Annotated in this window: 23 protein-coding genes and 3 pseudogenes; 15 read left to right on the top strand and 11 right to left on the bottom strand. The window is 73.4% G+C overall.

Translation table 11 applies throughout. The features are described from left to right. Window positions 1-23: 23 nt before the first annotated feature. From ACIRG6_RS37300 to ACIRG6_RS37340, 9 genes are all read left to right on the top strand, one after another. On the top strand, window positions 24-2,513 hold the full coding sequence (locus ACIRG6_RS37300) for a SpoIIE family protein phosphatase (protein WP_403326520.1): 2,490 nt from the start codon (window positions 24-26) through the stop codon (window positions 2,511-2,513). Between the two features lie 173 nt (window positions 2,514-2,686). Continuing rightward, window positions 2,687-3,079 carry an STAS domain-containing protein gene (locus tag ACIRG6_RS37305; RefSeq protein WP_225630538.1) on the top strand — a complete coding sequence of 131 codons (393 nt, stop codon included), beginning with the start codon at window positions 2,687-2,689 and terminating at the stop codon, window positions 3,077-3,079. Window positions 3,080-3,247: 168 nt separating this feature from the next. Further along, window positions 3,248-4,144 (top strand): STAS domain-containing protein, encoded by an 897-nt coding sequence (locus ACIRG6_RS37310; RefSeq protein WP_403326524.1) that lies wholly within the window; start codon window positions 3,248-3,250, stop codon window positions 4,142-4,144. Beyond that, complete coding sequence (locus tag ACIRG6_RS37315) at window positions 4,141-4,572, top strand: STAS domain-containing protein (RefSeq protein WP_403326527.1); 432 nt, start codon at window positions 4,141-4,143, stop codon at window positions 4,570-4,572. Before ACIRG6_RS37310 ends, ACIRG6_RS37315 begins: the two co-directional genes overlap by 4 nt. Next, window positions 4,572-5,012, top strand: coding sequence for an anti-sigma regulatory factor (locus ACIRG6_RS37320; protein ID WP_318218642.1), 441 nt, complete (start codon window positions 4,572-4,574; stop codon window positions 5,010-5,012). The genes ACIRG6_RS37315 and ACIRG6_RS37320 overlap by 1 nt, the downstream gene beginning before the upstream one ends. Next, the gene (locus tag ACIRG6_RS37325) at window positions 5,012-6,076 is read left to right on the top strand and encodes an ATP-binding SpoIIE family protein phosphatase (protein ID WP_364685343.1); all 1,065 of its coding nucleotides are present in this window, start codon (window positions 5,012-5,014) and stop codon (window positions 6,074-6,076) included. Before ACIRG6_RS37320 ends, ACIRG6_RS37325 begins: the two co-directional genes overlap by 1 nt. Continuing rightward, window positions 6,073-7,809: a PP2C family protein-serine/threonine phosphatase gene (locus ACIRG6_RS37330; RefSeq protein ID WP_403326530.1), complete on the top strand. Its 1,737-nt coding sequence runs from the start codon at window positions 6,073-6,075 to the stop codon at window positions 7,807-7,809. The genes ACIRG6_RS37325 and ACIRG6_RS37330 overlap by 4 nt, the downstream gene beginning before the upstream one ends. A 225-nt stretch (window positions 7,810-8,034) precedes the next feature. Continuing rightward, window positions 8,035-9,411, top strand: a complete 1,377-nt coding sequence (locus ACIRG6_RS37335; RefSeq protein WP_364685349.1) for an NAD(P)/FAD-dependent oxidoreductase — start codon at window positions 8,035-8,037, stop codon at window positions 9,409-9,411. Window positions 9,412-9,500: 89 nt separating this feature from the next. Continuing rightward, the gene (locus ACIRG6_RS37340; protein WP_318217159.1) at window positions 9,501-11,747 is read left to right on the top strand and encodes an FUSC family protein; all 2,247 of its coding nucleotides are present in this window, start codon (window positions 9,501-9,503) and stop codon (window positions 11,745-11,747) included. 4 nt (window positions 11,748-11,751) lie between these two features. Here the strand turns inward: ACIRG6_RS37340 and ACIRG6_RS37345 are convergent, their stop codons facing one another. From ACIRG6_RS37345 to ACIRG6_RS37365, 5 genes are all read right to left on the bottom strand, one after another. Then, window positions 11,752-12,186: a hypothetical protein gene (locus ACIRG6_RS37345; protein WP_189233353.1), complete on the bottom strand. Its 435-nt coding sequence runs from the start codon at window positions 12,184-12,186 to the stop codon at window positions 11,752-11,754. 40 nt (window positions 12,187-12,226) lie between these two features. After that, window positions 12,227-13,060, bottom strand: coding sequence for a DUF1206 domain-containing protein (locus ACIRG6_RS37350; protein WP_364825360.1), 834 nt, complete (start codon window positions 13,058-13,060; stop codon window positions 12,227-12,229). Window positions 13,061-13,143: 83 nt separating this feature from the next. Beyond that, window positions 13,144-13,551 carry an ANTAR domain-containing protein gene (locus ACIRG6_RS37355; protein ID WP_365021275.1) on the bottom strand — a complete coding sequence of 136 codons (408 nt, stop codon included), beginning with the start codon at window positions 13,549-13,551 and terminating at the stop codon, window positions 13,144-13,146. Window positions 13,552-13,714: 163 nt separating this feature from the next. Then, the gene (locus ACIRG6_RS37360) at window positions 13,715-14,581 is read right to left on the bottom strand and encodes a SigB/SigF/SigG family RNA polymerase sigma factor (RefSeq protein ID WP_318217163.1); all 867 of its coding nucleotides are present in this window, start codon (window positions 14,579-14,581) and stop codon (window positions 13,715-13,717) included. A 179-nt stretch (window positions 14,582-14,760) separates the two neighbouring features. Then, window positions 14,761-15,183, bottom strand: a complete 423-nt coding sequence (locus ACIRG6_RS37365; protein WP_364685363.1) for an ATP-binding protein — start codon at window positions 15,181-15,183, stop codon at window positions 14,761-14,763. A 164-nt stretch (window positions 15,184-15,347) separates the two neighbouring features. Here ACIRG6_RS37365 and ACIRG6_RS37370 point away from each other — a divergent pair, with 164 nt between their 5' ends. From ACIRG6_RS37370 to ACIRG6_RS37380, 3 genes and pseudogenes are all read left to right on the top strand, one after another. Then, window positions 15,348-15,569 (top strand): hypothetical protein, encoded by a 222-nt coding sequence (locus ACIRG6_RS37370; RefSeq protein ID WP_239767440.1) that lies wholly within the window; start codon window positions 15,348-15,350, stop codon window positions 15,567-15,569. A gap of 336 nt (window positions 15,570-15,905) precedes the next feature. Further along, a pseudogene (locus tag ACIRG6_RS37375) lies at window positions 15,906-16,537 on the top strand (Orn/Lys/Arg family decarboxylase); the annotation flags it as partial. Window positions 16,538-16,862: 325 nt separating this feature from the next. Next, entirely contained in the window at window positions 16,863-17,318 is a 456-nt protein-coding gene (locus ACIRG6_RS37380; RefSeq protein ID WP_239767438.1) for a cyclic nucleotide-binding domain-containing protein, read from the top strand. A 7-nt stretch (window positions 17,319-17,325) separates the two neighbouring features. Here ACIRG6_RS37380 and ACIRG6_RS37385 read toward each other — a convergent pair whose 3' ends face one another. Together ACIRG6_RS37385 and ACIRG6_RS37390 are read right to left on the bottom strand one after the other, a co-directional pair. After that, window positions 17,326-18,642 (bottom strand): MFS transporter, encoded by a 1,317-nt coding sequence (locus tag ACIRG6_RS37385; protein ID WP_364685367.1) that lies wholly within the window; start codon window positions 18,640-18,642, stop codon window positions 17,326-17,328. Between the two features lie 105 nt (window positions 18,643-18,747). Continuing rightward, window positions 18,748-19,362: a LysE/ArgO family amino acid transporter gene (locus ACIRG6_RS37390; protein ID WP_364685370.1), complete on the bottom strand. Its 615-nt coding sequence runs from the start codon at window positions 19,360-19,362 to the stop codon at window positions 18,748-18,750. Window positions 19,363-19,471: 109 nt separating this feature from the next. On the opposite strand from ACIRG6_RS37390, the gene ACIRG6_RS37395 reads away from it, so the two are divergent. After that, complete coding sequence (locus tag ACIRG6_RS37395; protein ID WP_364685386.1) at window positions 19,472-20,365, top strand: LysR family transcriptional regulator ArgP; 894 nt, start codon at window positions 19,472-19,474, stop codon at window positions 20,363-20,365. Window positions 20,366-20,480: 115 nt separating this feature from the next. After that, window positions 20,481-20,732, top strand: a complete 252-nt coding sequence (locus ACIRG6_RS37400; protein WP_239767429.1) for a WhiB family transcriptional regulator — start codon at window positions 20,481-20,483, stop codon at window positions 20,730-20,732. A 200-nt stretch (window positions 20,733-20,932) separates the two neighbouring features. On the opposite strand, the pseudogene ACIRG6_RS37405 reads toward ACIRG6_RS37400, so the two are convergent. The 3 genes and pseudogenes from ACIRG6_RS37405 to ACIRG6_RS37415 form a co-directional block, all read right to left on the bottom strand. After that, window positions 20,933-21,004: pseudogene (locus ACIRG6_RS37405) on the bottom strand (hypothetical protein); the annotation flags it as partial. Between the two features lie 103 nt (window positions 21,005-21,107). Then, a complete protein-coding gene (locus ACIRG6_RS37410; protein ID WP_364685373.1) occupies window positions 21,108-22,781 on the bottom strand; it encodes an FAD-binding dehydrogenase in 1,674 nt (557 codons plus the stop codon). A 28-nt stretch (window positions 22,782-22,809) separates the two neighbouring features. Further along, window positions 22,810-23,448, bottom strand: coding sequence for a TetR/AcrR family transcriptional regulator (locus ACIRG6_RS37415; RefSeq protein ID WP_364685376.1), 639 nt, complete (start codon window positions 23,446-23,448; stop codon window positions 22,810-22,812). 284 nt (window positions 23,449-23,732) lie between these two features. Between ACIRG6_RS37415 and ACIRG6_RS37420 the strand changes: the two genes are divergently transcribed. Continuing rightward, window positions 23,733-24,338 (top strand): GOLPH3/VPS74 family protein, encoded by a 606-nt coding sequence (locus ACIRG6_RS37420; RefSeq protein WP_364685379.1) that lies wholly within the window; start codon window positions 23,733-23,735, stop codon window positions 24,336-24,338. A gap of 40 nt (window positions 24,339-24,378) precedes the next feature. Here ACIRG6_RS37420 and ACIRG6_RS37425 read toward each other — a convergent pair. Further along, window positions 24,379-24,545 (bottom strand): annotated as a pseudogene (locus tag ACIRG6_RS37425) (serine/threonine-protein phosphatase); the annotation flags it as partial.

Genomic DNA, 24,545 nt, shown 5'->3' on the forward strand with positions numbered 1-24,545 from the left:
TCCAGCCGAGGAGTGACCCGACCGTGAGCATCTCCGAGCAGCCACCCGAACCCGGCGGCGCCGAGCCGCGCGGTTCGTCCGCGGCGCGGCCCCCGGGGTCCGCGCCGCCGCAGTCCAGTGCGGTCGACGGCCCCGCCGTCGACCTGCGCGGCATGACCCCGGTGTCGCCCGTGGGCAGGCTCGCGGCCACGGTGGACCGGCTCAGCCGCGAGGTGCGGGCCGCCCAGGCCGAGGCCGAGGGCCGGGCCCTGATCGAGCTCGCCAAGGGCGTGCTGGTCGCCCGGCTCGGCTGCGGCCCGGCGCAGGCCGCCCGGCAGCTCGCCGAGCTGGCCGAGCAGTCCCAGGTGACGCCGCTGGAGTTCGCGGTCGACGTCATCAACCAGGCCGCCCGGGACCGGATGTCGGAGGTCACGGACGCGTTCCTCGCGGCCACCGCCGCGGCCGAGGCGGAGAAGGCCGAGGCGGCCGAAGAGCCGTCCGCCGAGTCCGCCGCCGTGCGGCTGCGGGCGGCCGAGAGCGGTGCGCTGGCCGCGGACGACACCCAGGCCGTCGCCGACGCCCTGCTGGAGCAGGCGCTGCGCCCGCTCGGCGCGGTCGCCGTGGCCATCTGGGCGGCCGGTTCCGACGGGTCGCTCACGCTGGCCGGCTGCGCCGGGTTCTCGCCCGCCGAGGCCACCCGCTGGCGTTATGTGCCGCCGGACGTGGCGACGGTGGCGCGGCGCGGCCTGACCGAACGCGCGGGCCAGTGGATCACGTCGCTGGCGGAGACCGGGCTGCCCAGCGTGGGCCGGCACCAGTACCCGGACGGCGGCCGGGCCGCCGTGCCCGCCGGTACGGGGGGACGCATACACGGCGTGCTGGAGATCGCCTGGCCGCAGCCCCTGCCCGCCCAGCCGCCCCAGGTGGTGCGTCAGGTGGAGGCCCTGGCGGAGCTGTGCGCCCACACGCTGGAGACGTACACGCCGCCGCACGGCGCCGGGCTGGAGCCGCGGGTGCTGCCGGACGCCGCGGAGCTGATGGATCTGGCGGACGGGCTGCACGACCCCGCCCTGGTCCTGGTGCCGCACCTGGACGCCGCCGGGCACCTGGCTGACTTCCGCATCCAGCACGTGAACAAGCGCTTCCTGGACCCCGCCGGACGGCCGCGTGCCGTGGTGGGCGGCGCGCTGCTGCTGGAGGCCTATCCGATGGCCGCCGGGGACAGCGAGCTGTTCCGGAGCGTGGAGCGGGTCTACGCCACGGGCGAGTCGTTCCGGGCCCGGCGGATGAACCTGACCGCGCTGGTCGACCAGGTGCCGCTGTCGGCGATCGCGGACATCAGCATCAGCCGGCACGGCAACGCCGTCCTGCTCATCTGGCGCATCGAGGACGAGACGGCCCGGCTGGCCAGCCTCCTCCAGCACGCCCAGCGCCTCGGCCGCATCGGCGGCTTCGAGGAGAATCTGCTGACCGGTGAGATCACCTGGAACGGACAGCTCTTCGACCTGTACGGGCGCCCGCAGACGAGCGTCCCGGTGCCGCTGGAGGAGCTGGCCGCCCACGCCCACCCGGACGACGCCGTCCCCATCGGCCGGTTCCTGCGCACGCTGCTGCACCACCGCAGGCCCGCGTCGGCGGCGTTCCGGCTGCAGCGTCCGGACGGGGTGACCCGGCACGTGCGGGTGGTGGCCGAACCGGTGCTGGACACCGACGACCGCCTGCTCGTGGTGCGGGGTGCCTACCAGGACATCTCCGCCCAGCACTGGACGGAGGTAGCGCTCGCCGCGACCCGCGACCAGCTGGCGCACACCGAGCAGCAGGCCATCGAGCGGGCCCGGCTGACCCTGCAGTTGCAGCACGCCATCATGCCGCCCGCCCACACCCCGCTCAGGGTGCCGGACCTCCAGGTGGCCGTCCGCTACCGGCCGGCGGAGACGGAGCAGCTGGTGGGCGGTGACTGGTACGACGCGGTGATGCTGCCGAACCGGATGGTGCTGCTGTGCGTGGGGGACGTGGCCGGGCACGGCATAGAGGCGGCGACCAGCATGGTCGTGCTGCGCAACGCGCTGCGCGGGCTGGCGGTGACGGGCGCGGGTCCGGGACAGCTGCTGTCGTGGCTGAACATCGTGGCGCACCATCTGACGGGCGGGGTCACGGCGACGGCGGTGTGCGGCCTGTACGACCCGGTGCGGCGGACGCTGCGCTGGGCCCGCGCGGGGCATCTGCCGCCGGTGCTGGTGAGGGGTCCGGAGGCGAAGCCCCTGCCGCTGGTGAGGGGCATGCTGCTGGGCGCGGTGGCGGAGGCCGTCTACGAGGAGGACGAGGTCCAGCTGGCCGCCGAGGACACCCTGCTGATGTACACCGACGGCCTGATCGAACGCCGTGACCGCTCGGTGGAGGAGTCGCTGACGCACCTGCTGAGCACCGCCCGTCCCACCCCCAGGACGCTGGACCAGCACCTGGACCGGCTGCTCACCTACAGCAGGTCGGACACGGACGACGACACCTGTCTCGTGGGTATCCGGGTCGGGTGACGCATGGCCCTCGGATTCGGGGGTAGACGCCCGGCGCGGTGAGCGGTGTTCACGAGTGAGGGGCACGGCAGACGGTGAGACTATGATCACCGGACGTGCCCCTCACCCGCGGACTGCGCAGTCGCTCACGGGGGTGGCCCAGCCCCTGGCCGTCAGGATCGTTGGAGGTACACGTGCCCATTGCCCAGAACCCGCTGTCCGTCGAGGTGACGCTGCCCCGGGAGGACGTCGCGCTGCTCAAGGTGGAGGGCTACCTGGACGTCGACACCGCGACCGAGTTCCAGCACCACCTGGCCAACCAACTGCACCACGGCCGGCGGCACTTCCTGCTGGACCTGTCGGACGTCCCGTTCATGGACTCCTCCGGGATGAACATCATCCTCCGGGTCTACCAGGAGGCACGCGACCTGCCGGGCAGCGTGCACATCATCTCGCCCGCCCCGGCGGTGCTGCGCATATTGGACCTGACCGGTGTGAGCATCACCGTGCCGGTCTCCGACAGCGTCGAGGAGGCGCTCGCCCGCGTCGACCGGGAACCGGAGGGTCCGGCGGTCCCGGACGCCTGAGCCGGCCCGCCCCGCCGCTCATCCGGGCCACTCATCCGGGCCCGCTCGTGCGGGAGCAGGTGTCGTGCGAGGTCGAGGGGTGGTTACAGTTGTCGCCCGGCAGAGTCACGTCGCCGTCACGTCGCCCGCGGGGTAGGTACGGCGCAGCGCGGATGAGGAGTGGAACAGGTGCCGGAGCAGGCGGAGGGAACGGCCGGATCGGCGACGCAGGAGGTCAGGGAGTTCCTGCGGCGCCGCCGTGAGCAGATCGCCCAGCGGTGGGCCGACGAGCCCTTGTTCCGGGCCGTGTTCACCGTTTCGCGGGACGAGGCGGTCGAGGCGGGGAAGTCCGTGGTGGACGCGCTGGCCCAAGTCGCCGACGCTTCCCGGGTGGAGGACCCGGACGCCGCGGGATTCACCGCGGTGCGCGAGCAGTTGGCGAGGATGGGGGCGGCCCGTTCCCGCGCGGGCCTGAGCACCGCACAGGTGTCGAGCGAACTGGCCGCCCTGCGCCCGCCGGTCGAGAAGCTGCTGCTCTCCGATCTCCCCGACGCCCCGGCCGACCACACCCGGGAGTGTGTCACCACACTGAGTGTCCTGATGGGCACCCTGCGGGTGGTGGTCATGCAGACGGCACTGAGCGAGGGGCAGGCCCTGATCGACCGGCAGCGGCTGCAGCTGCTGGAGGTGGCCACGCCCGTCATCAAGCTGTGGGACGGCATCGTGGCCGTGCCGCTGATCGGGACGCTGGACAGCGCCCGCAGCCAGGTCGTGATGGAGACTCTGCTGGAGTCCGTCGTCGAGCAGCAGGCGCGTTACGCGATCCTCGACATCACCGGGGTGCCGACGGTCGACTCGCTGGTGGCCCAGCATCTGATGAAGACGGTCGCCGCGGCCCGTCTGATGGGTGCCGAGTGCATCGTCTCCGGCATCCGGCCCGCGATCGCGCAGACGATGGTCCACCTCGGCCTGGACCTGGGCACGGTGGTGACCCGGGCGAGTCTCGCCGACGCGCTGGCTTATGTGCTGCACCAGCTCGGCGTCGGCATCGTGAATCCCGTCATGAACGGTCCGGTCGCGCGGTGAACCAGCCCTTCCCCGGGCCCCATGCGGGTCTCGTGACAGGTCATGTGCCGGTCCTGCGGCTCGGTGACGTCCTTCTGGTCACCCTCCAGGGGGATCTGCACGACAGCACGGCGCAGCAGCTCCAGGAGGATCTCGCCGAGACCATCGTGCGCAACGGGGCCACAGGCGTGATCATCGACATCTCCGGTGTGGAGATCGTCGACTCCTTCCTGGGCCGGGTGCTGGCCGAGATCGCCGGGCAGACCGATCTGCTGGCCGCGCGGACCGTGGTGGTCGGCATGCGGCCTGCGGTCGCCATCACCCTGGTGGAACTGGGCCTGACCCTGCCGCGGGTGCACACCGCGCTCAGTACCGAGGTGGCCATGGAGCTCCTCACGCGGCATGCTCCGTCGTCCCGCTACGGCGGACTGCGCCAGGAGAGTCCGTGATGCACACTGCCGCGGGCGCTCAGGCCCGCCTGCCGATCCAGTCGGACATGGATCTGGTGTGGGTGCGGCAGCACGTGCGGCAGGCCGCCGCCCAGCTCGGCTTCGGGCTGGTGGACCAGACCAAGCTGGTCACGGCGGCCAGCGAACTGGCCCGCAACACCCTGGTGTACGGCGGTGGCGGAACGATGGACGCGGAAGCCCTGACCGAGGGCGGCGTGCGCGGACTCCGGCTCACCTTCAGCGACGAGGGCCCCGGCATCCCCGACGTGGAACAGGCGCTCAGTGACGGCTTCACCTCCGGCGACGGGCTCGGCATGGGGCTGGGCGGCGCGCGGCGTCTGGTGCACGAGTTCACGATCGACAGCGGTCCGGGCACCGGCACCACGGTGCGGGTGACCTCCTGGGTGGGCCGTCCGCCGCGCCCGCGAGAGGAGTTCTGATGCCACGCGTGTGGGACGTGCCCGTGCACGACTCGACCCGGGTGCGCGACGCCCGGGTGGCCGCGGAGCACGCGGCGGCCCTGGCCGGGCTGGACGAGCAGTGCACCGCCTCCGCGGCGCTGGTGGCGACCGAGCTGGCCACCAACCTGCTCAAGCACGCCGGGGGCGGCCGGGTCCTCATCGACGTGGTGTCCCCGCCCGTCCTCACGGCCGGCCGGGACGAGGCCAGGGCCGTGCAGATCACGACGGTCGACCACGGTCCGGGCATCGCCGACATGCCCGCCGCGCTGAGCGACGGCTTCACCACCACGGCCTCGCTCGGCGCGGGCCTGGGCACCTGTGCGCGCCTCGCCGAGGACTTCGAGCTCCACAGCGTCCCGGGCCGGGGCACCGTGGCGCTGGCCCGGATCGGCGGCGCCCCCCGCGGCCGTGCCCCGGCGAAGGACCCGGTGGCGGGCGTGCGGGCCGGTGGCGTGAACGTGCCGTTCGCCGGTGCCGACTACTCGGGCGACGCCTGGGCGTGGGTGCGGACCGAGGACCGGGTGACGCTGATGCTGGCCGACGGGCTGGGTCACGGCCCCGAGGCGGCCCGGGCCTCGTCGGCCGCGGTGGAGGCGCTGCGCGGCGCCGCCCACCTGGTGCCCTCCGAGGCCCTGAAGCGACTGGACGCGGCCCTGGCCGGCACCCGCGGCGCGGCCGTGGCGGTCGCCCAGGTCGACACGCGGGCCGGGCGGCTCAGGTTCGCCGGCGTCGGCAACATAGGGGCCCGGCTCTGCTCGGGCGGCACCTGGCGGCCCCTGGTGTCCCAGCCCGGCATCGTCGGCACCCACCGGCCCAGGACCGTGCGCGACGAGGAGCGGGAGTGGGCGGACGACCGGGTGCTGATCCTGCACAGCGACGGCCTGCCGAGCCGCTGGACGCCGTCGCCCGACGCCTGTGCTCCGGGCGTCGACCCGGCCGTGACGGCCGCCGTGACGATCCGTGACGCCAGCAGCTCCGCCCGACCCGTGCGGGACGACACCGCCGTGGCCGTCCTGACCTCGACCCCGCCGGACCGCCCATGACCCGTACCTGGCAGATCACCGGCGTCACCGACGCCGCCCGGGCCCGTATCGCCACCGCCCGGCTGGCCGCGGCGTACGGTGTGCCGCCGCTGGAGCGCACCCGGCTGGCGGCCTCGCTGAGCACGCGGCTGCGGCAGTGCCTGACCAAGGGCGGCACCTGGCGGCTGACCCTGGAGGCGGCCACGGCGCCCGCCGGCACGCCGGACGCCGGGCAGGGCGTGCTGCACGCCGTGGTGACGCCTGCGCGTGAGGCCGCGGCCGACGGAGAGCCGCCGTGGCGGATGACGGTGCCCTGCCCCGAGGCGGTGCCCGCCGCCGGGGACGACGCCGTGGCGGACGATCCCGCCGCGCTGGCGGAGGCCCTGCTGGGCGCCGACGAGGACACGGCGCTGGTGCTGGACAAGCTCACCGAGCAGGAGGACCTGGTCGCCTTCCACCGGGAGGAGCTCCAGCAGACGAACCAGGGCGTCGTGGCGCTGCACGCCGAGCTGGACGCCGCCGGGCGGGCCCAGCGGGAGGCGTTCGCCGCCGAGCGCAAGGCGCGCACCGAGGCGGAGAACGCCCGACGCAGACTGACGTTCCTGGCGGACGCGAGCGCGGTGCTCACCGCCTCGCTCGACCACCACGAGATCGTGCGCCGCCTGCCGGACCTGCTCGTGCCCGAGTACGCCGCCGGCGTCGACGTCTGGATCTTCGACCAGGAGGGCGACCGGAACCGGCCTCCGGTGCACGCCGCCGCGGCCGTGGTCGCGGCCCGCACCGGACGGCCGCAGTACGCCGCCGCTGCGCCGGGCGGGCTGCCGGGTGTCGACGACCAGCCGCCGTCGGCGCTGGACCCCGAGCAGCCCCTGTTGTGCATTCCGCTGCCGACCCGGGGAGCGCCGCTCGGGGTGCTGACGCTCACCCCGCCCGGGGAGCGCTGGGACCCGGACGACGCCGTGATGCTGATCGAGCTCACCCGGCGGGCCGCCATCGCGATCGACCACGCCCAGCGCTACCAGCACAACCGCGACATCGCCGAGACCCTGCAGCGCGCCCTGCTGACGGACCTTCCGGCACCGCCGGGCCTGAGCCTGGCCGCGCGGTATCTTCCGGCGACGCACGGACTGAACATCGGCGGCGACTGGTACGACGCGTTCCGCCAGCCCGACGGCGGGGTGATCGTCGTGGTCGGCGACGTGACCGGGCACGGGCTGCGGGCGGCCGTGATGATGAGCCAGCTGCGGACCGCGCTGCGGGCCTACGCGGTCGACGGCGGCAGCCCGGGCCGGCTGCTGACCCGACTGCACACGTTCCTGCACCACCTTCAGCCGGACCTGTTCGCCACCGCGGTCATCGCGCGCTTCCACCCCGACGACCCGACGATGACGTGGGCCGCGGCCGGTCATCCGCCGCCGGTGCTGCGTACCCCGGACGGCCGAGTGCGAACGCTGGACGCCAAACCGGGAGCGATGCTCGGTATCCCGCTGGAGCAGGAGATCGCCGACCACACGGAGCGGCTCGCGCCGGGTTCGACGCTGGCGCTGTACACGGACGGTCTGGTGGAGCGGCGGGCCCGGGGCATAGACCCGGGCATCGAACGCCTGGCCGAGGCCCTGGGGTCGTTCGCGCCCGAGCAGCTCGGCACCGACCTGGAAGGCTCGGCGGACGGGATCCTGCGTCCCCTGCTCAGCGACTCCGAGCGCGACGACGACGTGTGCCTGCTGCTGTGCCACCTCGACGGCCCGGCCTGACCGCCCCCGTCACCACTCCCCCACCGATCCAGTCCCGGCCGTTCACTCCCGCCCGGTGCGGTCCGGCCCCGGCCGGGGCATGGTGGTGCACAGGGTGTGTCGCCTGCCTGGCCCTCCCGGCTCGCCGGACCACCGCCTACGCGATGGGATCGACGAGGTGCGAAGCAGCGATCCAGGGGCAGGCGAATGGCGTTCGCGGCAGACCGCCCGAAGCCGCAGGAAGGGATGAACACCGTGACACGACCCAGGATCTTGGTGGTCGGCGCAGGTTTCGCCGGCGTGGAGTGCGTCCGCCGCCTCGAGCGCAGGCTCTCCCCCGACGAGGCCGACGTCACCCTGGTGACGCCGTTCGCCTATCAGCTCTATCTGCCGCTGCTGCCCCAGGTCGCCTCGGGCGTGCTGACGCCGCAGTCGATCGCGCTGTCCCTGCGCCGCAGCAGCAGGTACCGCACCCGGATCATCCCGGGCGGGGCCATCGGCGTGGACCTCAAGGCGAAGGTCTGCGTGGTGCGCACCATCACCGGCGAGATCGTCAACGAACCGTACGACTACATCGTGCTGGCCCCCGGCAGCATCACCCGTACCTTCGACATCCCGGGGCTCACCGACAACGCGTTCGGCATGAAGACGCTCGCGGAGGCCGCCTACATCCGCGACCACGTCATCTCGCAGCTCGACCTGGCCGACGCCAGCCAGGACCCGGCCGAGCGCGCCTCCCGCCTCCAGTTCGTGGTGGTCGGCGGCGGATACGCGGGCACCGAGACCGCGGCCTGCCTGCAGCGGCTCACGCACGCGGCCGTCAAGCGCTATCCGCGCCTGGACCCGTCCCTGATCAAGTGGCACCTGATCGACATCGCGCCGAAGCTGATGCCCGAGCTGGGAGAGAAGCTCGGGCGCAGCGCGCAGGAGGTCCTGACCCGGCGCGGCATCGAGATCTCGCTGGGTGTGTCCATCGCGAAGGCCGGGCCCGAGGAGGTCACCTTCACCGACGGCCGGGTGGTGCCCACCCGCACGCTGATCTGGACCGCCGGCGTGGTCGCGAGCCCGCTGATCGCCACGCTCGGCTCGGAGACGGTGAAGGGGCGGCTCGCGGTCACCGCCGAGATGTGCCTGCCGGGCCACGACGGGGTGTTCGCGCTCGGCGACTCCGCGGCCGTTCCCGACCTCGCCAAGGGCCAGGAGGGCGCCGTCTGCCCGCCCACCGCCCAGCACGCCATGCGGCAGGGCCGGCACGTCGCCGAGAACCTCATCGCCACCCTGCGCAACCAGCCGATGCGGCCGTACGTCCACAAGGACCTCGGGCTGGTCGTCGACCTCGGCGGCACCGATGCGGTGTCCAAGCCGCTCGGCATCGAACTGCATGGTCTGCCCGCCCAGGTGGTGGCCCGCGGATACCACTGGTCGGCGCTGCGCACGGGCGTGGCCAAGGCCCGGGTGGCGACGAACTGGCTGCTGAACGCGGTCGCCGGCGACGATTTCGTGCGCACCGGTTTCCAGGCCCGCAAGCCGGCGAAGCTGAAGGACTTCGAGTACACGGACGCCTATCTGACGCCGGAGCAGGTGCGCAAGCAGGTGGAAGCGGCGGGCCGGGCACAGCTGTGACCCGCTGACCAGGGCCCGCTCGCGGCATGGCATGCTGAGAAGTGGATCTAGGCGTGTAATCGATGTGAAGCGGGAGAGTGTACGGCGGCGTGAAGCAGGCGGGGCGCTCGGTGCGGACACGACTGCGGGACCGCGTCGCCGCGTCCGATCCCGGATTGCTGCGGCTGACGGCCGGGCTGCGGACGGTGGGCGCCATCGCCCTGGCGCTGGCCGTGCTGGCCCTCCTCGGGTCGGACGTCAAGCACCTGGTGGCGGGCGCCATGTCGGCGATGGTCGCCACCTTCGCCATCCGCGAGAAGCAGCCCGGCGCTCAGGCCGTCACCCTGGCGCTGGGGCTGCCCGTGGCGCTGGCGTCCGTGTCGGTGAGCGCGCTGCTCACCTCGCGGGTCGTCATCGGTGACGCCTTCTTCGTCGTCCTGATCTTCTGCGCCGTCTACAGCCGCCGGTTCGGCGACCGCGGCACCGCCCTGGGCCTGATCGGCTTCCAGGTCTACTTCGTGTCCCTGTTCGTGGGCGCCAGGACGTCGGCGCTGCCGGGGCTGTGGGCCGCGATCGCCGTGGCCTTCGCCTGTAGTGCCCTGGTGCGTTTCGCGATCGTGCCGGCGACACCCGCACGCGTCCTGTCACGGCTGCGGCAGGCCTTCCGGGCCCGGCTGGCGCAACTGATCTCGGCGCAGCTCGAACTGCTGGACGCCGGGCCGGACGAGATCGACAAGACGCTCGAGCACCTGCGGGACGGCACCGCGCGGCTGCACGAGACCGCGCTGATGATCCAGTCCCGGCTGGAGGAGGGCACCCCGGACGCGTCCACGGCGCGGCTGGTGCAGCGCCGTATCGCGGACGCCGAGATCGCCGCCGAGCGCCTCGGCCTGCTGCTGCTGACCGCGCGCAGCGCCGAGCGGGCGGACACCCTGACCCTGCATCTGCCGGGCGCTCCGGCCCCGTCGGTGGGGAGCACTCCCGCGCCCGGCGAGGCGACGGCGGTCCTGCGCCGGGACCTGGGCGCGCTGCGCGCGCTGGTGCTGCGGCCCCCCGCCGAGGCACGCGGTACGGCGCTGTCCCACCTGCGCAACCGGCTGCTGGGCTACCGCGACGAGGAGAACCTGCCCGAGGCGACGCCTGCCGTGCAGGACGTCTTCCGGGGGATCGGTGAGACCGCCCGCGCCGTCATGGGCCTCAGGATCGCCCTGGACGGCCCGCAGGACGAGTCGGACGACACCCCCGCCACGACCCGTTCGCGCGAGGAGCTGGACGCCGAGGACGCCGCCATCGACGCCGGCGAGGAGGCGGCGCAGGAGGAGGAGCCGGCCGGTCTGCGCCGGCCCACCACCCGCGCCGCCGTGCAGGTCGCCGTGGGCTCCTCGCTGGCCATCGTCGGCGGGGAGTTCCTGTCCTCGCAGCGCTGGTACTGGGCGGTGCTCACCTGCTGGATCGTCTTCCTCAACACGGCCTCCACCGGCGAGATCCTGGTCAAGGGCTACCGCCGGCTGCTGGGGACCATGCTGGGGGTGGTGGCCGGCATCGTGCTGGCCGGGCTGGTCGGGAACCACACCTGGACCGCGTTCGGCCTGGTGCTGCTGTTCATCTTCGCGATGTTCTACACGGCGCCGCTGTCCTACACGCTGATGTCGTTCTTCGTCACCGCGATGCTCGGGCTGCTGTACACCCTGCTGCACACGTACAGCATGGCGGTGCTGCTGCTGCGGGTGGAGGAGACGGCGCTCGGCGCGGCCTGCGGGATCATCGCGGCGGCGCTGGTGCTGCCGATCCGCACGGACCGGCGTACGAACGAACTGCTGGGCACCGTGCTGGAACGGCTGGTCGACGTCACCGAGGGCGCCGTCGACCAGCTCAGCGGCGGGCCGGCCGCCGATCTGCTGGACAGGGCGCGGGACCTGGACCAGGCGCTGGGCGATCTGCGCGGCGCCACCCAGCCGCTCACCCACCCGATCACGCCGCTGCGGGCGCGCCGGAACACGGCCCAGTACGTGGTGGCGCTGCTGGAGACGTGCGCCTATCACGCACGGTCCCTGGCCGCGACGGCCGAGCTGCTGCCCACCCACCCGTCGATCGCGGCCGACCCGCGGCTGCGCGGGGCGGTACGGCGCACGGTGCGCAACATCGAGGCGATCGCGGCGCGCGTCGCCGACGAGGACGCCAGGACCGAGGTGGAGACCGGGCCCAGCATCGCCTCGCTGCTGGAGTTCGAGCCGGGCGGGGTGCCGCGGTACGGCCGGATCACCGGACGCGTCCTGCGGCACCTGGAGCGGCTGGACGAGGCCGTGATGGGCCTCGCCCGGCCGTTGGGTGTGCCCGTCACGACGCCGAAGCGGTGACGGGTCAGAAGTCGGTCGGCATGCCGCTCACCTCGGCGATGCCGCGCAGTTCCTCGTTCTGCCGGTGGCGTTCCTTCAGGTAGTCGGCGATCTCGCCCAGGCGCTCGGGGTCGGAGGCGGTGACCGCGTCCGTGACGACGCGGACGGGGCCGGTCTCGTCGGTGCTGATCTCGACGACCTCGTTGTCGAGCCGGCCGGTGACGGCGGTGGCGATGACCAGGGCGGCCTCGTCCCGGATCTCCTGGGGCAGTGCCTCGGCGTTGTCGCCGTCCAGGGAGAAGTCGATGGTGGGCATCTGGTGTTCGTCGATCGCCTGGAGGACCGGTTCCACCACGCTGAGCAGCAGCTGGTAGTCGTCGGTCTCCATGCGGAAGCGCAGCAGATCCAGGTAGACGTCCACGGGACGTCCGTCCGGCGGAGGAATCTCGTGTTCGTTCATTCGCCCCGTGTTCCCCGTGAGGCGCGGCTCAGACCTCGGCTCAGACCCTGCGCCAGCGGGCCAGGGCGAACGAGAACACGCCGAACAGCACCAGCCCCGCGGCGACGCAGGCCAGCAGCCACGGTCCCAGGGGGGTGCCGGCGAAGGAGCGCAGGGTGTCGTCCAGGCCCTTGGCCTTGTCGGGTTCGTAGTCGACCGCGGCCTGCACGGCGAAGGCGCCGGCCGCCGCGAAGACGATTCCGCGGGCCGCTCCGCCGCCGACGCCGGTGATGTCGACCAGTCGCCGCACCCTCGGGCTCAGCTCGCCGAGCTTCAGCTTCTTGTGGTAGCTGCGGCGCACCGCCTGGACGGCGATCACCACCCCGGCGACGACTATCGCGACCCCGGCCACGCCCACGGTCCACCGTCCGGCGGGCATCTCGAGCACCTTGGCCGTGACGTCCCGGGACTGCCGGTCGCCGGCTCCGCCGCCGCTGCCGCGGGAGCCGGCCGCGAAGGCCAGCACGGAGTAGGCGACGAACGAGTAGAAGACGCAGCGGGCGGCGGCGGGCACGCGCTTCTTCGCGCTACGGCCGTCCTTGCCGACGGCGCCGAACAGCGCCTCGGACAGCCGCCACAGCGCCATGCCGACGAGTCCGGCGCCCAGTGCCCACAGCAGCACGGCGCCGAACGGCTTGTCCGACAGCTCGGCCAGGGCACCACCGCGGTCGGCCTGCCGCTGCCCGTCGCCGAAGGCGATCCGCAGGGCCAGCAGCCCCACCAGCAGGTAGATGACGCCGCGGGCGGTCAGTCCCGCCCGTGCGGCCCCCTCGGCGGCCGATCCGTTGGCCGCCCGCCGGGCGCTTCCGCGGCCGGTGCGTGTCAGAACACTCATGCGAGCCTCCCCTCCGGGACTCCGCATGCCCCGCCTTCTCCCCTGCACACGGGGCACTTTCGCGCCGGTGCGCGCACGCCCGCTCAGCTCCGGCGCAGGCGGCTGCCCCGCGCGGCCCGGCCCGAGGACGTGGAGGTGTTCCAGGGCGTCCAGGACCACCCTGTGGTCGTGCCAGGCGATCCAGCGGCCCGCCTCGCGGCCCAGGGCGTCCAGTGCCTTGTGCTGGGCTCGCGCAGCGGGCGGTCGGCGTGTGCGGAGACCATCGTGTTGGAGCGCTGGGAGGCGCGCTGCATCAGCGCGAACGCCGTCTCCGCGTCGGGCAGCGCGTACCGCTCCCGCAGCATGCGCTGAGCCTGGGAGACCAACGGGTGGACACGGGCCCGGGCCCGCAGGTCGCGCAGTTGCGCGCGCAGCCGTTCCCCCTCTTCGCGCGGCGGCTCCGGCTCTCCCGGGTCCACCCGCTCACCCGCCCCGTGATCGGCCGCCGTCATGACATTCCTCCGCCTTCGTTCCCCGGACATGCGTCTGCCCCGTATGCCGTGTACCGGCATACGGGGCGGCACGCCGGCGAGCCGGCGCGGCAGGGCAGGGTGAGGCGTCAGGATCCGTCTCCACGCTCCCCGGGAGGGTCCCGGCGGAGCGGTCCGGCCGTCCTCACACCGTCGTGCGCCGGCGGACCGGGCGCTGGCCCATCGCCTCGTCGCGCACGCGGGCGCAGCTGCGGCTGATGAGCCGCGAGACGTGCATCTGCGAGATGCCCAGGCGGTCGGCTATACGGCTCTGCGTCATGTCCTCGAAGAAGCGCATGTAGAGGATGGCCCGCTCCCGTTCGGGCAGCCTGCGCAGGCCCTCCTTGGCGGACTCGCGGTCGATCACGGTGTCGTACGAGGCGTCGGCCGCGCCGAGGGTGTCCGCGAGGCTGTAGCCGTCGTCGCCGGCCGAGAGCTCGGCGTCCAGCGAGAGGGTGCTGAAGCTCTCCAGCGCCTCCATCCCGGCGCTGACCTCGTCCTCGGTGAGCCCCGTGTGGGCGGCGACGTCGGCGACCGACGGTTCGGGGCTGCCCGGGCTCTGCGTGAGCTCGCGTCGGGCCACCCGCACCTTGTTGCGCAGTTCCTGGACCCGGCGGGGCACGCGCAGCGCCCACATCCGGTCCCGGAAGTGCCGCTTGACCTCGCCGGTGATGGTGGGGACGGCGTAGCTCTCGAAGGCACCGCGCTCCGGGTCGAAGCGGTCGATGGCCTTCACCAGCCCGAGTGCCGCGACCTGGCGCAGGTCCTCGATGGACTCGCCGCGGTCCCGGAAGCGGCCGGCGATCCGGTGGGCCATGGGCAGCCAGGCCGTGACGAGTTCGTCGCGGACGGCATCCCGTTCGGGCCCGTCCTCCAGCGCCGACAGCCGCGCGAACAGCGCGGCTGTGTCCGGCGCGTCGTCGTGCCGGCGCCGGGGGGCGTCGGCAGGGGCGGCGGAGGCGTGCGTGGGCTCGGGGGTACCGGGACGGATGGTGGGCGTTTCAATGAGCATGCGGATTCGCTCCTGAACGGTGGTCTCAGGGGAACTTTCCGCGGAAGCGGCACTGTCCGGGTCTCCACCCGGAGGGGCCGGAGCAGTCATACCGCTCCCGCTGCTGCGCCTCCGGTCCGAAGCACGAACTTGCGACTGCCCCCGCCCCGGTGGAACAAACTCCGCTTTTCGAAAAGTACTCAGGACAGCGGAACGACGACCGTGATGCGCTTGCCTCCGGACGGAAGATCTGCCACGCGCACGTCGCGCGCCAGCCGGCAGACGATGGGCCAGCCGTGGCCGCCGACGCGCCGGCGGCCCTGCGGGTCGGTCGGCGCGACGGCCACCGGCAGCTCGGCGCTGCGGTCGCACACCGAGAGGCGGACGCCGGGACCGACCACGTCGACCTGGAAGTCGGTGATGCCGCCTCCGTGCAGGATCGCGTTGGTGGTCAGTTCCGAGGCGACGAGCACGGCGTCCGACAGGGCTCCCGCGTCGCACGGCTTGTGGTCGGTTCGGCAGCATTCGGTGACCACGCGTTCCACCGTGCTGCGTGCCTCGGCGGGTTTGCACGGCGATGACGGCCGGCGTCGGACCGATGGGGTGGTGTGCCTGTCGTACATCCGTCAGCTCCCTGGTCGGTGACATGGGCGGGACGGCCGGACCCGCGCGGTGCGCCCGCGGCGGGGTCGTGCTTTCCGGCTGACCTCTGACCGCACCCCCAAACCTTCGGCCCTCCATACGGCCCAACGGCCATCCGGGCGCCGTGCGGGGGTACGCGGAGTGCATGACGGATGTTGTGGACTCGGACGAACTGCTGCGCCGCATGCACCGCGCGAGGGCCTGCGCGATGGAGCAGGAGCGGACGTGGCGGGCGCGAAGGGAAGAGCTGCGGACGACCGACCCGGAGGCCTCCCAGGAGGCGGCCGTCCGGACGGTGGCCTACGAGGCAGTTCTGCGGGTGCTGGACGAGGTACTGACCCCGGGCCGCCACACGGGCTCCGGCTGAACGGGCCGGGACACGGGGGGCCTGCGGCCTGTGCGGACCGCGCCCCGTACAGGCCGTGGGCCCCCGGCCGGCCATGGGCACACAGGCCGCGGGCCCCCAGGCCACGGGCACAGGGCCGGCAGGCCGGCGGCGGATTGACGAGGGGCCCGGCCGGCAAACCGGGGCGGCATGACTGTCGACCACACCTGTGCGCCCGTCCTGGAAGCCCTCGTCGAGTACCGCCGCGAGGGACGGCCGGCGTTCACGCCGCCCGGGCACAAACAGGCGCGCGGTGCCGATCCGGCGGTGCGTGAGGTGCTGGGCGACGCCGTCTTCCTCGGCGACGTCCTGGCGAGGCGGGAGATCATGGGCGGTGCGCTGGACCTGGTGGCCGAGGTCCGGGCGGCCGTCGAGGAGATCGACGGGATGCACGTCAACGACCGGGACGACTTCTGCGGCCCGGGGCTGGCCCACGGCTTCGACCCGTTGCCCGTCGTCATCGACCTCGACGGGCTCGGGGTGTCCGGCTACCGGGCGGCGGACTGGCTGCGCGAACACCGCAGCGTCGTCGCGCACCTGGCGACCACCGCCGCATCGGCGTCCAGATCACCCACGGCGACGACCGGGAGACCGCCGGCGAGCTGCTCGCCGCGCTCAAGGACCTCGCCCGGGCGGCGCCGGGCCTGGACGCCGCGCCGCGCGTCGAGGTGCCGCCGCCGTCGGAGCTGCGGATGCCGCAGGTGATGCTGCCCCGGGACGCGTTCTTCGGGCCGGCCGAGGCCGTACCGCTCGACCGGGCGGCCGGGCGCGTGGCCGCGGAGATGATCACGCCGTATCCGCCCGGTGTCCCGGCGGTCCTGCCGGGCGAGCGGCTGACCGGGCCCGTGCTGCGGTACCTGCGCAGTGGTCTGGACGCGGGGATGTTCCTGCCGGACCCGAGCGACCCGTCGCTGGGCGCTGTCAGGGTCGTCGCGGCGGACGCCGGGTGACGGCTCGTCGCCGTGGGTGACGGTCCAGTGAAACAGGTCACGTGCCCCGGTTCCGGGTTCCCGGAACCTCGGAAGATGGTTTAGCGTTCACCCATACGTGGCGACGGAGTCGACGGACATGTCCTTCGTACGTCACCGCTTACGGCCCTGGCTGGCTTCCCCCGTCCAGCCAGGGCTTTTTCATACCCCGGCACCGCATCCTCCGGACCGGCACGGAATTCCTGCGGGATTCGTCGTCCGTCGAGGTGCTCAGGGCGGCGGCAGCGGCTGAAATGGTGCCTAGGGAAAGCACCGGAACCGAATCGTCGGCGAGGAGCCCCAGGTCATGACCAAAGCGATCAAACTGCTCACCGCCCTCCCCCCGCACCAGCGCGGCCGCCTCACGGCACTCGCCCACGAGGTCTCCTTCCCGGAGGACACCCGCATCTTCGAGGCCGGAGACAGGGCCGACCGCTTCTGGGTCATCCGGTCCGGCGCGGTCTCCCTGACCCAGCAGGTGACGTCCCTGCAACGGGTGACGGTCGCCAGCCTGGGCGTCGGCGACCTGCTCGGCTGGTCCTGGCTGTTCCCGCCGTACGAGTGGGACTTCGGCGCCGAGGCCTTCAGCCCGGTGCGCGCCTACGAGTTCGACGCGGCGGCGGTCCTCGCCCTGTGCGAGGAGGACCCGCAGCTCGGGATCGTGCTGGTGCGGACGGTGGCCGAGATCCTCGCGCACCGGCTGGAGGCCACCCGGGGCCGGCTCATGGAGCACGCCGCGCTGCGGGGACGCGGCGCGCTGTGACGCGGCGTCAGACGCGGTAGCGGCGCAGCGCCGGTACGGCGGCGGCCAGGGCCAGCATCACCACGACGACGAGCAGCCCCCCGCCCGCGACCGCCTGCCGTGCGCCGAAGGCCGAACCCGCGCCGCCGTGCAGGACGTCTGCCAGACGGGGGCCGCCGGCGACGACCACCGTGAAGACGCCCTGCATGCGCCCGCGCATCTCGTCGGTCGCGGCGGACAGCAGGATCGCCCCGCGGAACACCATGGAGACCATGTCGGCGATTCCGGCGACGGCGAGGAAGGCCACCGCGAGCCACAGGCTGCCGCTCAGCCCGAACCCGGTGATGGCCGCCCCCCAGACGACGACCGCGCCGATCACCATCCAGCCGTGCCGGCGTGCCCGGGAGAAGGTGCCGGAGAACAGCCCCCCGGCCACCGCGCCGATCGGGATGGCCGCGAACAGCAGCCCGAGGGCGAGCCCTTCTCCCCAGGGCGCGTACGTCTCGGCGGCGAGCTGCGGGAACAGCGCGCGGGGCATGCCGAGGACCATGGCGACGATGTCGGCCAGGAAGGAGAGCAGCAGCACCTTGTGCCCGGCGATGTAGCGGAAGCCGGCCACGACCTCGCGGACGCCCGCGCGCCGGACGGCCGTGCCCGCGAGCGGCGGCAGGGCGGGCAGCTTGTAGACCGCCCACACCGTGACGCACAGGGCCAGCGCGTCGACGAGGTACAGCTCGGGCAGGCCGACGACGGGGATGAGGGCGCCGGCGAGCAGCGGTCCGACCACCTGGCCGGTCTGCATGACGGTCGAGCCGAGCGCGTTGGCCGCGGCGAGTTCGCCCTCGGGGACCAGGCGGGCGATGGAGGCATTGCGGGCCGGGGCGTTGAGGCCCCAGAAGGCCTGTTGCAGCGCGAGCAGGAGCATCAGGACGGCCACCGACTCCAGACCGCTGACGGCCTGCAGCCAGAACAGCAGCGAGGTGACGGCGATGCCGGTGTTGGTGATCAGCAGCAGCTTGCGGCGGTCCATGGTGTCGGCGACCGCGCCGCCCCACAGCGCGAACACGATCAGCGGCAGCAGTCCGGCGAGGCTCGCGGCGCCGACCCAGGCGGAGGAGCCGGTGATGTCGTAGATCTGCTTCGGCACGGCGACGGCGGTGAGCTGGCTGCCGACGGCCGTGACGATCGTCGAGGACCACAGCCTGCGGTAGGGGGGACGGCGCAGGGGACGGGTGTCCATGGCCCAGCGGCGCCAGCCGCGCCGCCGGTCCCCGTCCGCGGCGGGGGCCCGGTCCGGGGCGGAGGCCTCGTCCGGGGATTCGGTACTGCTCTCGCTCGTGTCCACGCGCTTCCTACGTGCTCGTTACATCTTTCGTTTGTGCGAGCCTCACTATCGCAGCCCTGTTCGGATGCGCCCGAACCGCGTGGCCGGCCCGGGCGCCGGCCGTGCTCAGGCGCCGGCGACGAGGGTCAGGCCGAGCACGATCATGGTGGCGGCGACCAGTCCGTCCAGGACGCGCCAGGCGACGGGCCGGGACAGGAAGCGGCCGAGGTGGCGGGCGCCGAAACCGAGCGCGGCGAACCAGCACAGGCTGGCGAAGGCGGCACCCAGACCGAAGGTCCAGCGCAGCGGGCCGCGGTCGGCGGCGACGGAGCCCAGCAGGAACACGGTGTCGAGGTAGACGTGCGGATTGAGCCAGGTCAGCGCCAGGCAGGTGAGTACCGCCCGCCGCCGCGAGCCGGCCGCGTCGCCCTCCGCCCGCAGCGCCCCGGCCGGCCGGAACACGCGCCGGGCGGCCAGGGCGCCGTAACAGAGCAGGAAGGCTCCCCCGGCCCAGGCGACAACGGTCAGCGCGTCCGGCCAGGCCACCACCACCGCACCGACCCCGCCGACGCCGAGGGCGATGAGGACGGCGTCGGACAGGGCGCAGATGCCGACCACGGCGAGGACGGCGTCGCGGCGGATCCCCTGGCGCAGCACGAACGCGTTCTGGGCCCCGATGGCGACGATGAGCGAGAGGCCGGTGCCGAAGCCGGCGGCCGCGGCGGACAGTGCGTTGGTCATGCCCTTGACGCTAAGCGGGATGATCACTGTCCGTACAGCTAAACATTCTTACGTATCCTTAGCGTTCCTGATGAAGAGGAGGGCCGAGGTGGCAACGGGGACGACGGCGGTGCTCGCGGATCTGCCGCTGGACCAGGTGCGCACCCTGCTGGCCGTGGTGGACGAGGGCACGTTCGACGCGGCCGCCGCCGCGCTGCACGTGACGCCGTCCGCGGTCAGTCAGCGGGTGAAGGCGCTGGAGCAGCGCACCGGGCGCGTGCTGCTGCTGCGCACCAAGCCGGTGCGGCCCACGGAGTCCGGGGCGGTGCTGGTGCGGCTGGCCCGGCAGGTGACCCGGCTGGAGCGGGACGCGTACGCGGAGCTGGGGCTGAGCGGTGCCGGGGAGCCGACCCGGGTCTCGGTGGCCGTCAACGCCGACTCGCTCGCGACCTGGTTCCTCGGCGCCCTCACGCGGGTGTCCCAGGAGCTCCGGCTCTGCTTCGAGCTGCGCCGCGAGGACGAGGACCACACGTCGGCCCTGCTGCGGGAGGGCGTGGTGATGGCCGCGGTGACCTCCTCCCCCGATCCGGTGCCGGGCTGCACCGTCCGGTCCCTGGGCCGGATGCGCTACCGGCCCTGCGCGGCCCCCGACTTCCTTGCCCGGCACCTGGACGGGCCGCTGCGCGAGGTGCTCGCCGAGGCGCCGGTGGTGGTCTTCGACCGGCGGGACGACTTCCAGGACGCCTTCGTGCGGCGGCTCGGGCGGGACGGCGCCGGCGCGGCGCGGCATTACGTGCCGACCTCGGAGGGCTTCGTGGAGGCGGTCGCCGCCGGGCTGGGCTGGGGCATGGTGCCGGAACCGCAGGCGGATCCGCTGCTGCGGGCCGGCCGTCTCGTCGACTTCGCACCGGATCTGGCCGTCGACGTCCCGCTGTACTGGCAGCAGTGGAAGCTCGATTCCCCGGCGCTGGCGACGGTGGCCGACGCGGTGGTGACGGCGGCGGCCGAAACGCTGCGGAGCTGAGTGCCCGACAGGACCCGGGCAATCCCGCCGGTTTCACTCCGCTGTCGACAGGTCACCCGAAACGGAGTAAGGGATTCACGAGGGCACGACTCGATTCGATCGCAGGTGACTTTTGATGGACAACTGGCGCGAGCACGCCGCGTGCCGCACGGAGGACCCCGACCTGTTCTTCCCGATCGGCACCACCGGCCCGGCCCTGTTGCAGACCGAGCAGGCGAAGGCGGTCTGCCGGCACTGCCCGGTCCAGGAGCAGTGCCTGCAGTGGGCGCTCGACACGGGACAGTCCCTCGGCGTCTGGGGCGGGACCAGCGAGACGGAGCGCCGTGCGCTCAAGCGCCGCGCGGCGGCACGCCGGCGCTCCGGGTGAGCGCGGGCCCTCAGCGGCCCGTCGGCGCAACGAGCCCCAGGGGCGTTCCTGGCGCCCCGCTGCGCTCCGTGCCTCCTCGATGACCCGGGGGCGGTCCAGCACATCGGCCGGGCGTCGGCCGCCGGCGGCTCGTGGTCCGGGCCGTCGGCCGCCGGCGGCTCGTGGTCCGGGCCGCGGCCCGTCTCCCGGCCGGTGAGCACCCGGGGCCGCACGCCGCGGCCCTTGTCGTGCGGCAGATGCCCGTAGTCGTGCGCCAGGTGGGCCGCCCGCACCCGTACGGCCGGTCCGCCCGCCTTTCCTCCACGTCGAGAGGGCCGGGGGACAGACCGGGCATGGCTCGGCCGTCCGGAAGGAGCGCCGCGGACTCGGGTGCGTTCAGGCGGTCTGCCGGGCGGCGGCCCGGCCCGCCGCCCGCCCGGAGAACAGGCACCCGCCGAGGAAGGTGCCCTCCAGGGCGTTGTAGCCGTGTACCCCGCCGCCGCCGAAGCCGGCCACCTCGCCCGCCGCGTAGAGCCCTTCGACCGGCGTGCCGTCGACGCCGAGGGCGCGGGAGTCGAGGTCGGTCTGGATGCCGCCGAGGGTCTTGCGGGTGAGGATGTGCAGCTTGACCCCGATCAGCGGGCCCGCCTCCGGGTCGAGGATGCGGTGCGGTGTCGCGACCCGGCCGAGGCGGTCGCCGATGTAGCGGCGGGCGTTGCGGATGCCCTGCACCTGGGCGTCCTTGGCGTACGGGTTGGCCATCTGGAGGTCCCGGGCCTCGATCTGGCGCCGGATCGCGGCGGCGTCCAGGAGCGGCTTGTCGGTGAGGCCGTTCATCCGGTCGACCAGCTGCTCCAGGTCCGGCGCGGTCACGAAGTCGGCGCCCTCGCGCAGGAAGGCGTCCACCGGACCGGGGGCGCCCTTGCCGAGGACGCGTTCGCGCAGGAACCCCGCGCGGTCCTTGGCGGTGATGTCCGGGTTCTGCTCGGAGCCGGAGAGGGCGAACTCCTTCTCGATGATCTTCTGGGTGAGGATGAACCAGGAGTGGTCATGGCCCGCGAGGTCCTCGGCGGTGCGCAGGTGCCTGAGCGTGCCGAGGGTGTCGTAGCCGGGCAGGTACGGCGAGGGCAGGCGGCGGCCGAGGGCGTCGAACCACATCGACGACGGGCCGGGCAGGATGCGGATGCCGTGGCCGGGCCAGATCGGGTCCCAGTTGCGCAGGCCCTCGGTGTAGTGCCACATCCGGTCGCGGTTGACCAGGCGGACGCCCGCCTCGGCGCTGATGTCCAGCATGCGCCCGTCGACGTAGGCGGGGACGCCGGTGACCATCTCGGCGGGCGGCGTGCCGAGGCGCGCGGGCCAGTGGCGGCGCACGATGTCGTGGTCGGCGCCGATGCCGCCGGAGGTGACGATCACGGCCTGGGCGGTGAGTTCGAAGTCGCCGGCCGCGTCGCGGCGGGAGGCCACGCCGCGGGGCGAGGTGTCCTCGGCGAGGACCGTGCCGCGCACTCCGCGCGCGGTGCCGCCCTCGACGACCAGGTGGTCGACGCGATGACGGTGGTGGAAGGTGAGCAGACCGTCCCGCGCGGCCTGCTGCGCGTACCGCACGAACGGCTCGACGACTCCGGTGCCGGTGCCCCAGGCGATGTGGAAGCGGGGCACCGAGTTGCCGTGCCCGCCGGCCGTGAGATCGCCGCGCTCGGCCCAGCCGACGGTGGGCAGGAAGGTGATGCCGTGCCCGGCCAGCCAGGACCGCTTCTCCCCCGCCGCCCACTCGACGTACGCCCTCGCCCAGCGCACCGCCCAGGAGTCCTCGTCCTCGGTCCGGTCGAAGCCGGCGCTGCCCTGCCAGTCGCTCCAGGCCAGGTCGAAGGAGTCCTTGACGCCGAGGCGCCGCTGCTCCGGGGAGTCCACGAGGAAGAGGCCGCCGAAGGACCAGAAGGCCTGCCCTCCGAGGTTGGCGGCGTTCTCCTGGTCGACCAGCGCGACCCTGCGGCCCCGGCTGGTCAGCTCGTGGGCCGCGGCCAGGCCCGCGAGGCCCGCTCCGACCACGATGACGTCGGCGTCCATGGCGACCGTCCCTTCCTCGTCCGTGTTGTCACGGCGTGTTGTCGGTGTTGTCTGTGCTGTTGCCGGGGCTGTCAGGGGTGCTGCTTCCGTCGGTGAGCAGCGCGGTGAGCAGCTGTCCCAGCCAGCCGCGCGCGTGCTCGGCGTCCCGGTCGAGCAGCAGTTGGGTGGTGACGCCGTCGTAGGCGGCGACCACGGCGTGCGCGGCGGCCTCGGCGTCGCCCAGCACGGCGGGCAGCGGTGTGTGGGCGTGTGCCCGGGCGAGGCGGTCGGCGATCGCGCGGCGCAGTCGCGCCCGGTGTTCCAGGAGGGTCCGTGCCACGTCCGGGCGACGGGCGGCGTGCACCAGGAAGTCCGTCTTGACCAGGAGCCAGTCCCGGTCCAGCAGCAGTACCTCGGTGACGCGCTCCACCGCGGCCCGTACGTCCAGGTCCGGTCCGTCGAGGGCGAGGGCGCCGGACACCTGGTCCGCGATCAGGTCGGCCCGTTCGCGGTAGAGGGCGAAGAACAGCTCGTCGAGGCTGGCGAAGTTGGAGTAGAAGGCGCCCCGGCTGTAGCCCGCGGCCTCGCAGACCTCCTCGATCGGGACCCGGCCGAAGCCCTTGGCGGCGAACACCGCGAACGCCGCCTCCAGCAGGTCGGCGCGGGTCCGCGCGCGCCGCCTGGTCATGCGCCCGGGGGCCTGCCCCACCGGCATGTCCGCACCGCCTCTCCGCTGTTCGATACGCGAATGTATCGAATACATCGGTGTATCGAAAGGGCGGAAGCACTCGACGTGCCTCGCCCGGGACGCCTCCTCCTTTGCCGCGCCCCTGTGCTGCGCATCGGGCTCCCGCGGCACATGGTGGTGGGACATGCCGGGCCGTTCGGGAGAGTCCGCGCCGGCGGACAGTGCCCGGGCCCGGACACGAGCGGCGACGTGTCGCCACCAGTGCCTCTGACATGGAGTCGGACATGACCACACCTATGGATCTGCTGATCGTCACCTCGGAAGTCGCCACCGACCGCCCCGTGGAGGAGGGTGACCTGTCGCTGGCCCTCGCGGGGGCGGAGCTCATCGACCTGATCGACGCCGGAGCCGTCACCCTGGACGGTGACCGCATCGTGCCCGGTCCGCCGTGGACCTTGGAGGACCGCCTGCTGGACATGGCCGAGTCGTCGCTCGACCGGCAGGCGCCGTACGAGTCCGTCGAGGACTGGCTGTGGCGCCGGGGCCGTGGCCTGTCCGAGGCCTATCGCGCCGCGCTGGAGACGGAGGGGCAGCTCACCCGGCCACGACACGGCCGGCTGCGCCGCAGGTCCGCCCCGACGGCGTCGGCCGACTCACCGGCCCGGCGCCATGCGGCCGAGCGCTGGGCGTCGGGCGAGCCCGTCCTGGCCGGCCTCGCCTCCGCCGTGGGGGTCCACGACGAGCCGGCCGTCGACTTCGAAGGCCCGGGCGCCGATGCGCTCGAGACCGTTCTGGCCGCCGTCGGCGACGCGGTGACGGAACTCGCAGGGGTAAGGCAACAGCGGCAGATCGAAGAGGCGGCCTTCGACAACATCTGGCGAGCGCCGTGACGAGAACGTGGGGCTCGTGAGGCCGCAAGCGGGCGAGTGATCAGACCCGGGGCGAGACGGGGCGTTCGATGGCGATCATGGCGGCGTCGTCGTCCAGGTGTCCGCCGGCGTAGTGCAGCAGGTCGTTGCGGAGGTGGTCGAGGAAGGTGTCGGGGTCGCTGTCGGTCCAGCCGGTGAGGCGTTCGGCGAGCGGGTAGAAGGTGCCGG

The sequence above is a fragment of the Streptomyces flaveolus genome, assembly GCF_044765825.1.
In the GTDB taxonomy this organism is placed as follows: Bacteria; Actinomycetota; Actinomycetes; order Streptomycetales; family Streptomycetaceae; genus Streptomyces; species Streptomyces flaveolus.

Excerpts from the sequence above, each read along its gene's own strand:
- ACIRG6_RS37390 (WP_364685370.1), bottom strand. The coding sequence starts at position 19,362 with ATGACCAACGCACTGTCCGCCGCGGCCGCCGGCTTCGGCACCGGCCTC.
- ACIRG6_RS37380 (WP_239767438.1), top strand. The coding sequence starts at position 16,863 with ATGACCAAAGCGATCAAACTGCTCACCGCCCTCCCCCCGCACCAGCGC.
- ACIRG6_RS37350 (WP_364825360.1), bottom strand. The coding sequence starts at position 13,060 with ATGAGTGTTCTGACACGCACCGGCCGCGGAAGCGCCCGGCGGGCGGCC.
- ACIRG6_RS37410 (WP_364685373.1), bottom strand. The coding sequence starts at position 22,781 with ATGGACGCCGACGTCATCGTGGTCGGAGCGGGCCTCGCGGGCCTGGCC.
- ACIRG6_RS37335 (WP_364685349.1), top strand. The coding sequence starts at position 8,035 with ATGAACACCGTGACACGACCCAGGATCTTGGTGGTCGGCGCAGGTTTC.
- ACIRG6_RS37360 (WP_318217163.1), bottom strand. The coding sequence starts at position 14,581 with ATGCTCATTGAAACGCCCACCATCCGTCCCGGTACCCCCGAGCCCACG.
- ACIRG6_RS37345 (WP_189233353.1), bottom strand. The coding sequence starts at position 12,186 with ATGAACGAACACGAGATTCCTCCGCCGGACGGACGTCCCGTGGACGTC.
- ACIRG6_RS37325 (WP_364685343.1), top strand. The coding sequence starts at position 5,012 with ATGCCACGCGTGTGGGACGTGCCCGTGCACGACTCGACCCGGGTGCGC.
- ACIRG6_RS37355 (WP_365021275.1), bottom strand. The coding sequence starts at position 13,551 with ATGACGGCGGCCGATCACGGGGCGGGTGAGCGGGTGGACCCGGGAGAG.
- ACIRG6_RS37365 (WP_364685363.1), bottom strand. The coding sequence starts at position 15,183 with ATGTACGACAGGCACACCACCCCATCGGTCCGACGCCGGCCGTCATCG.
- ACIRG6_RS37320 (WP_318218642.1), top strand. The coding sequence starts at position 4,572 with ATGCACACTGCCGCGGGCGCTCAGGCCCGCCTGCCGATCCAGTCGGAC.
- ACIRG6_RS37330 (WP_403326530.1), top strand. The coding sequence starts at position 6,073 with ATGACCCGTACCTGGCAGATCACCGGCGTCACCGACGCCGCCCGGGCC.
- ACIRG6_RS37400 (WP_239767429.1), top strand. The coding sequence starts at position 20,481 with ATGGACAACTGGCGCGAGCACGCCGCGTGCCGCACGGAGGACCCCGAC.
- ACIRG6_RS37420 (WP_364685379.1), top strand. The coding sequence starts at position 23,733 with ATGACCACACCTATGGATCTGCTGATCGTCACCTCGGAAGTCGCCACC.
- ACIRG6_RS37415 (WP_364685376.1), bottom strand. The coding sequence starts at position 23,448 with ATGACCAGGCGGCGCGCGCGGACCCGCGCCGACCTGCTGGAGGCGGCG.
- ACIRG6_RS37370 (WP_239767440.1), top strand. The coding sequence starts at position 15,348 with ATGACGGATGTTGTGGACTCGGACGAACTGCTGCGCCGCATGCACCGC.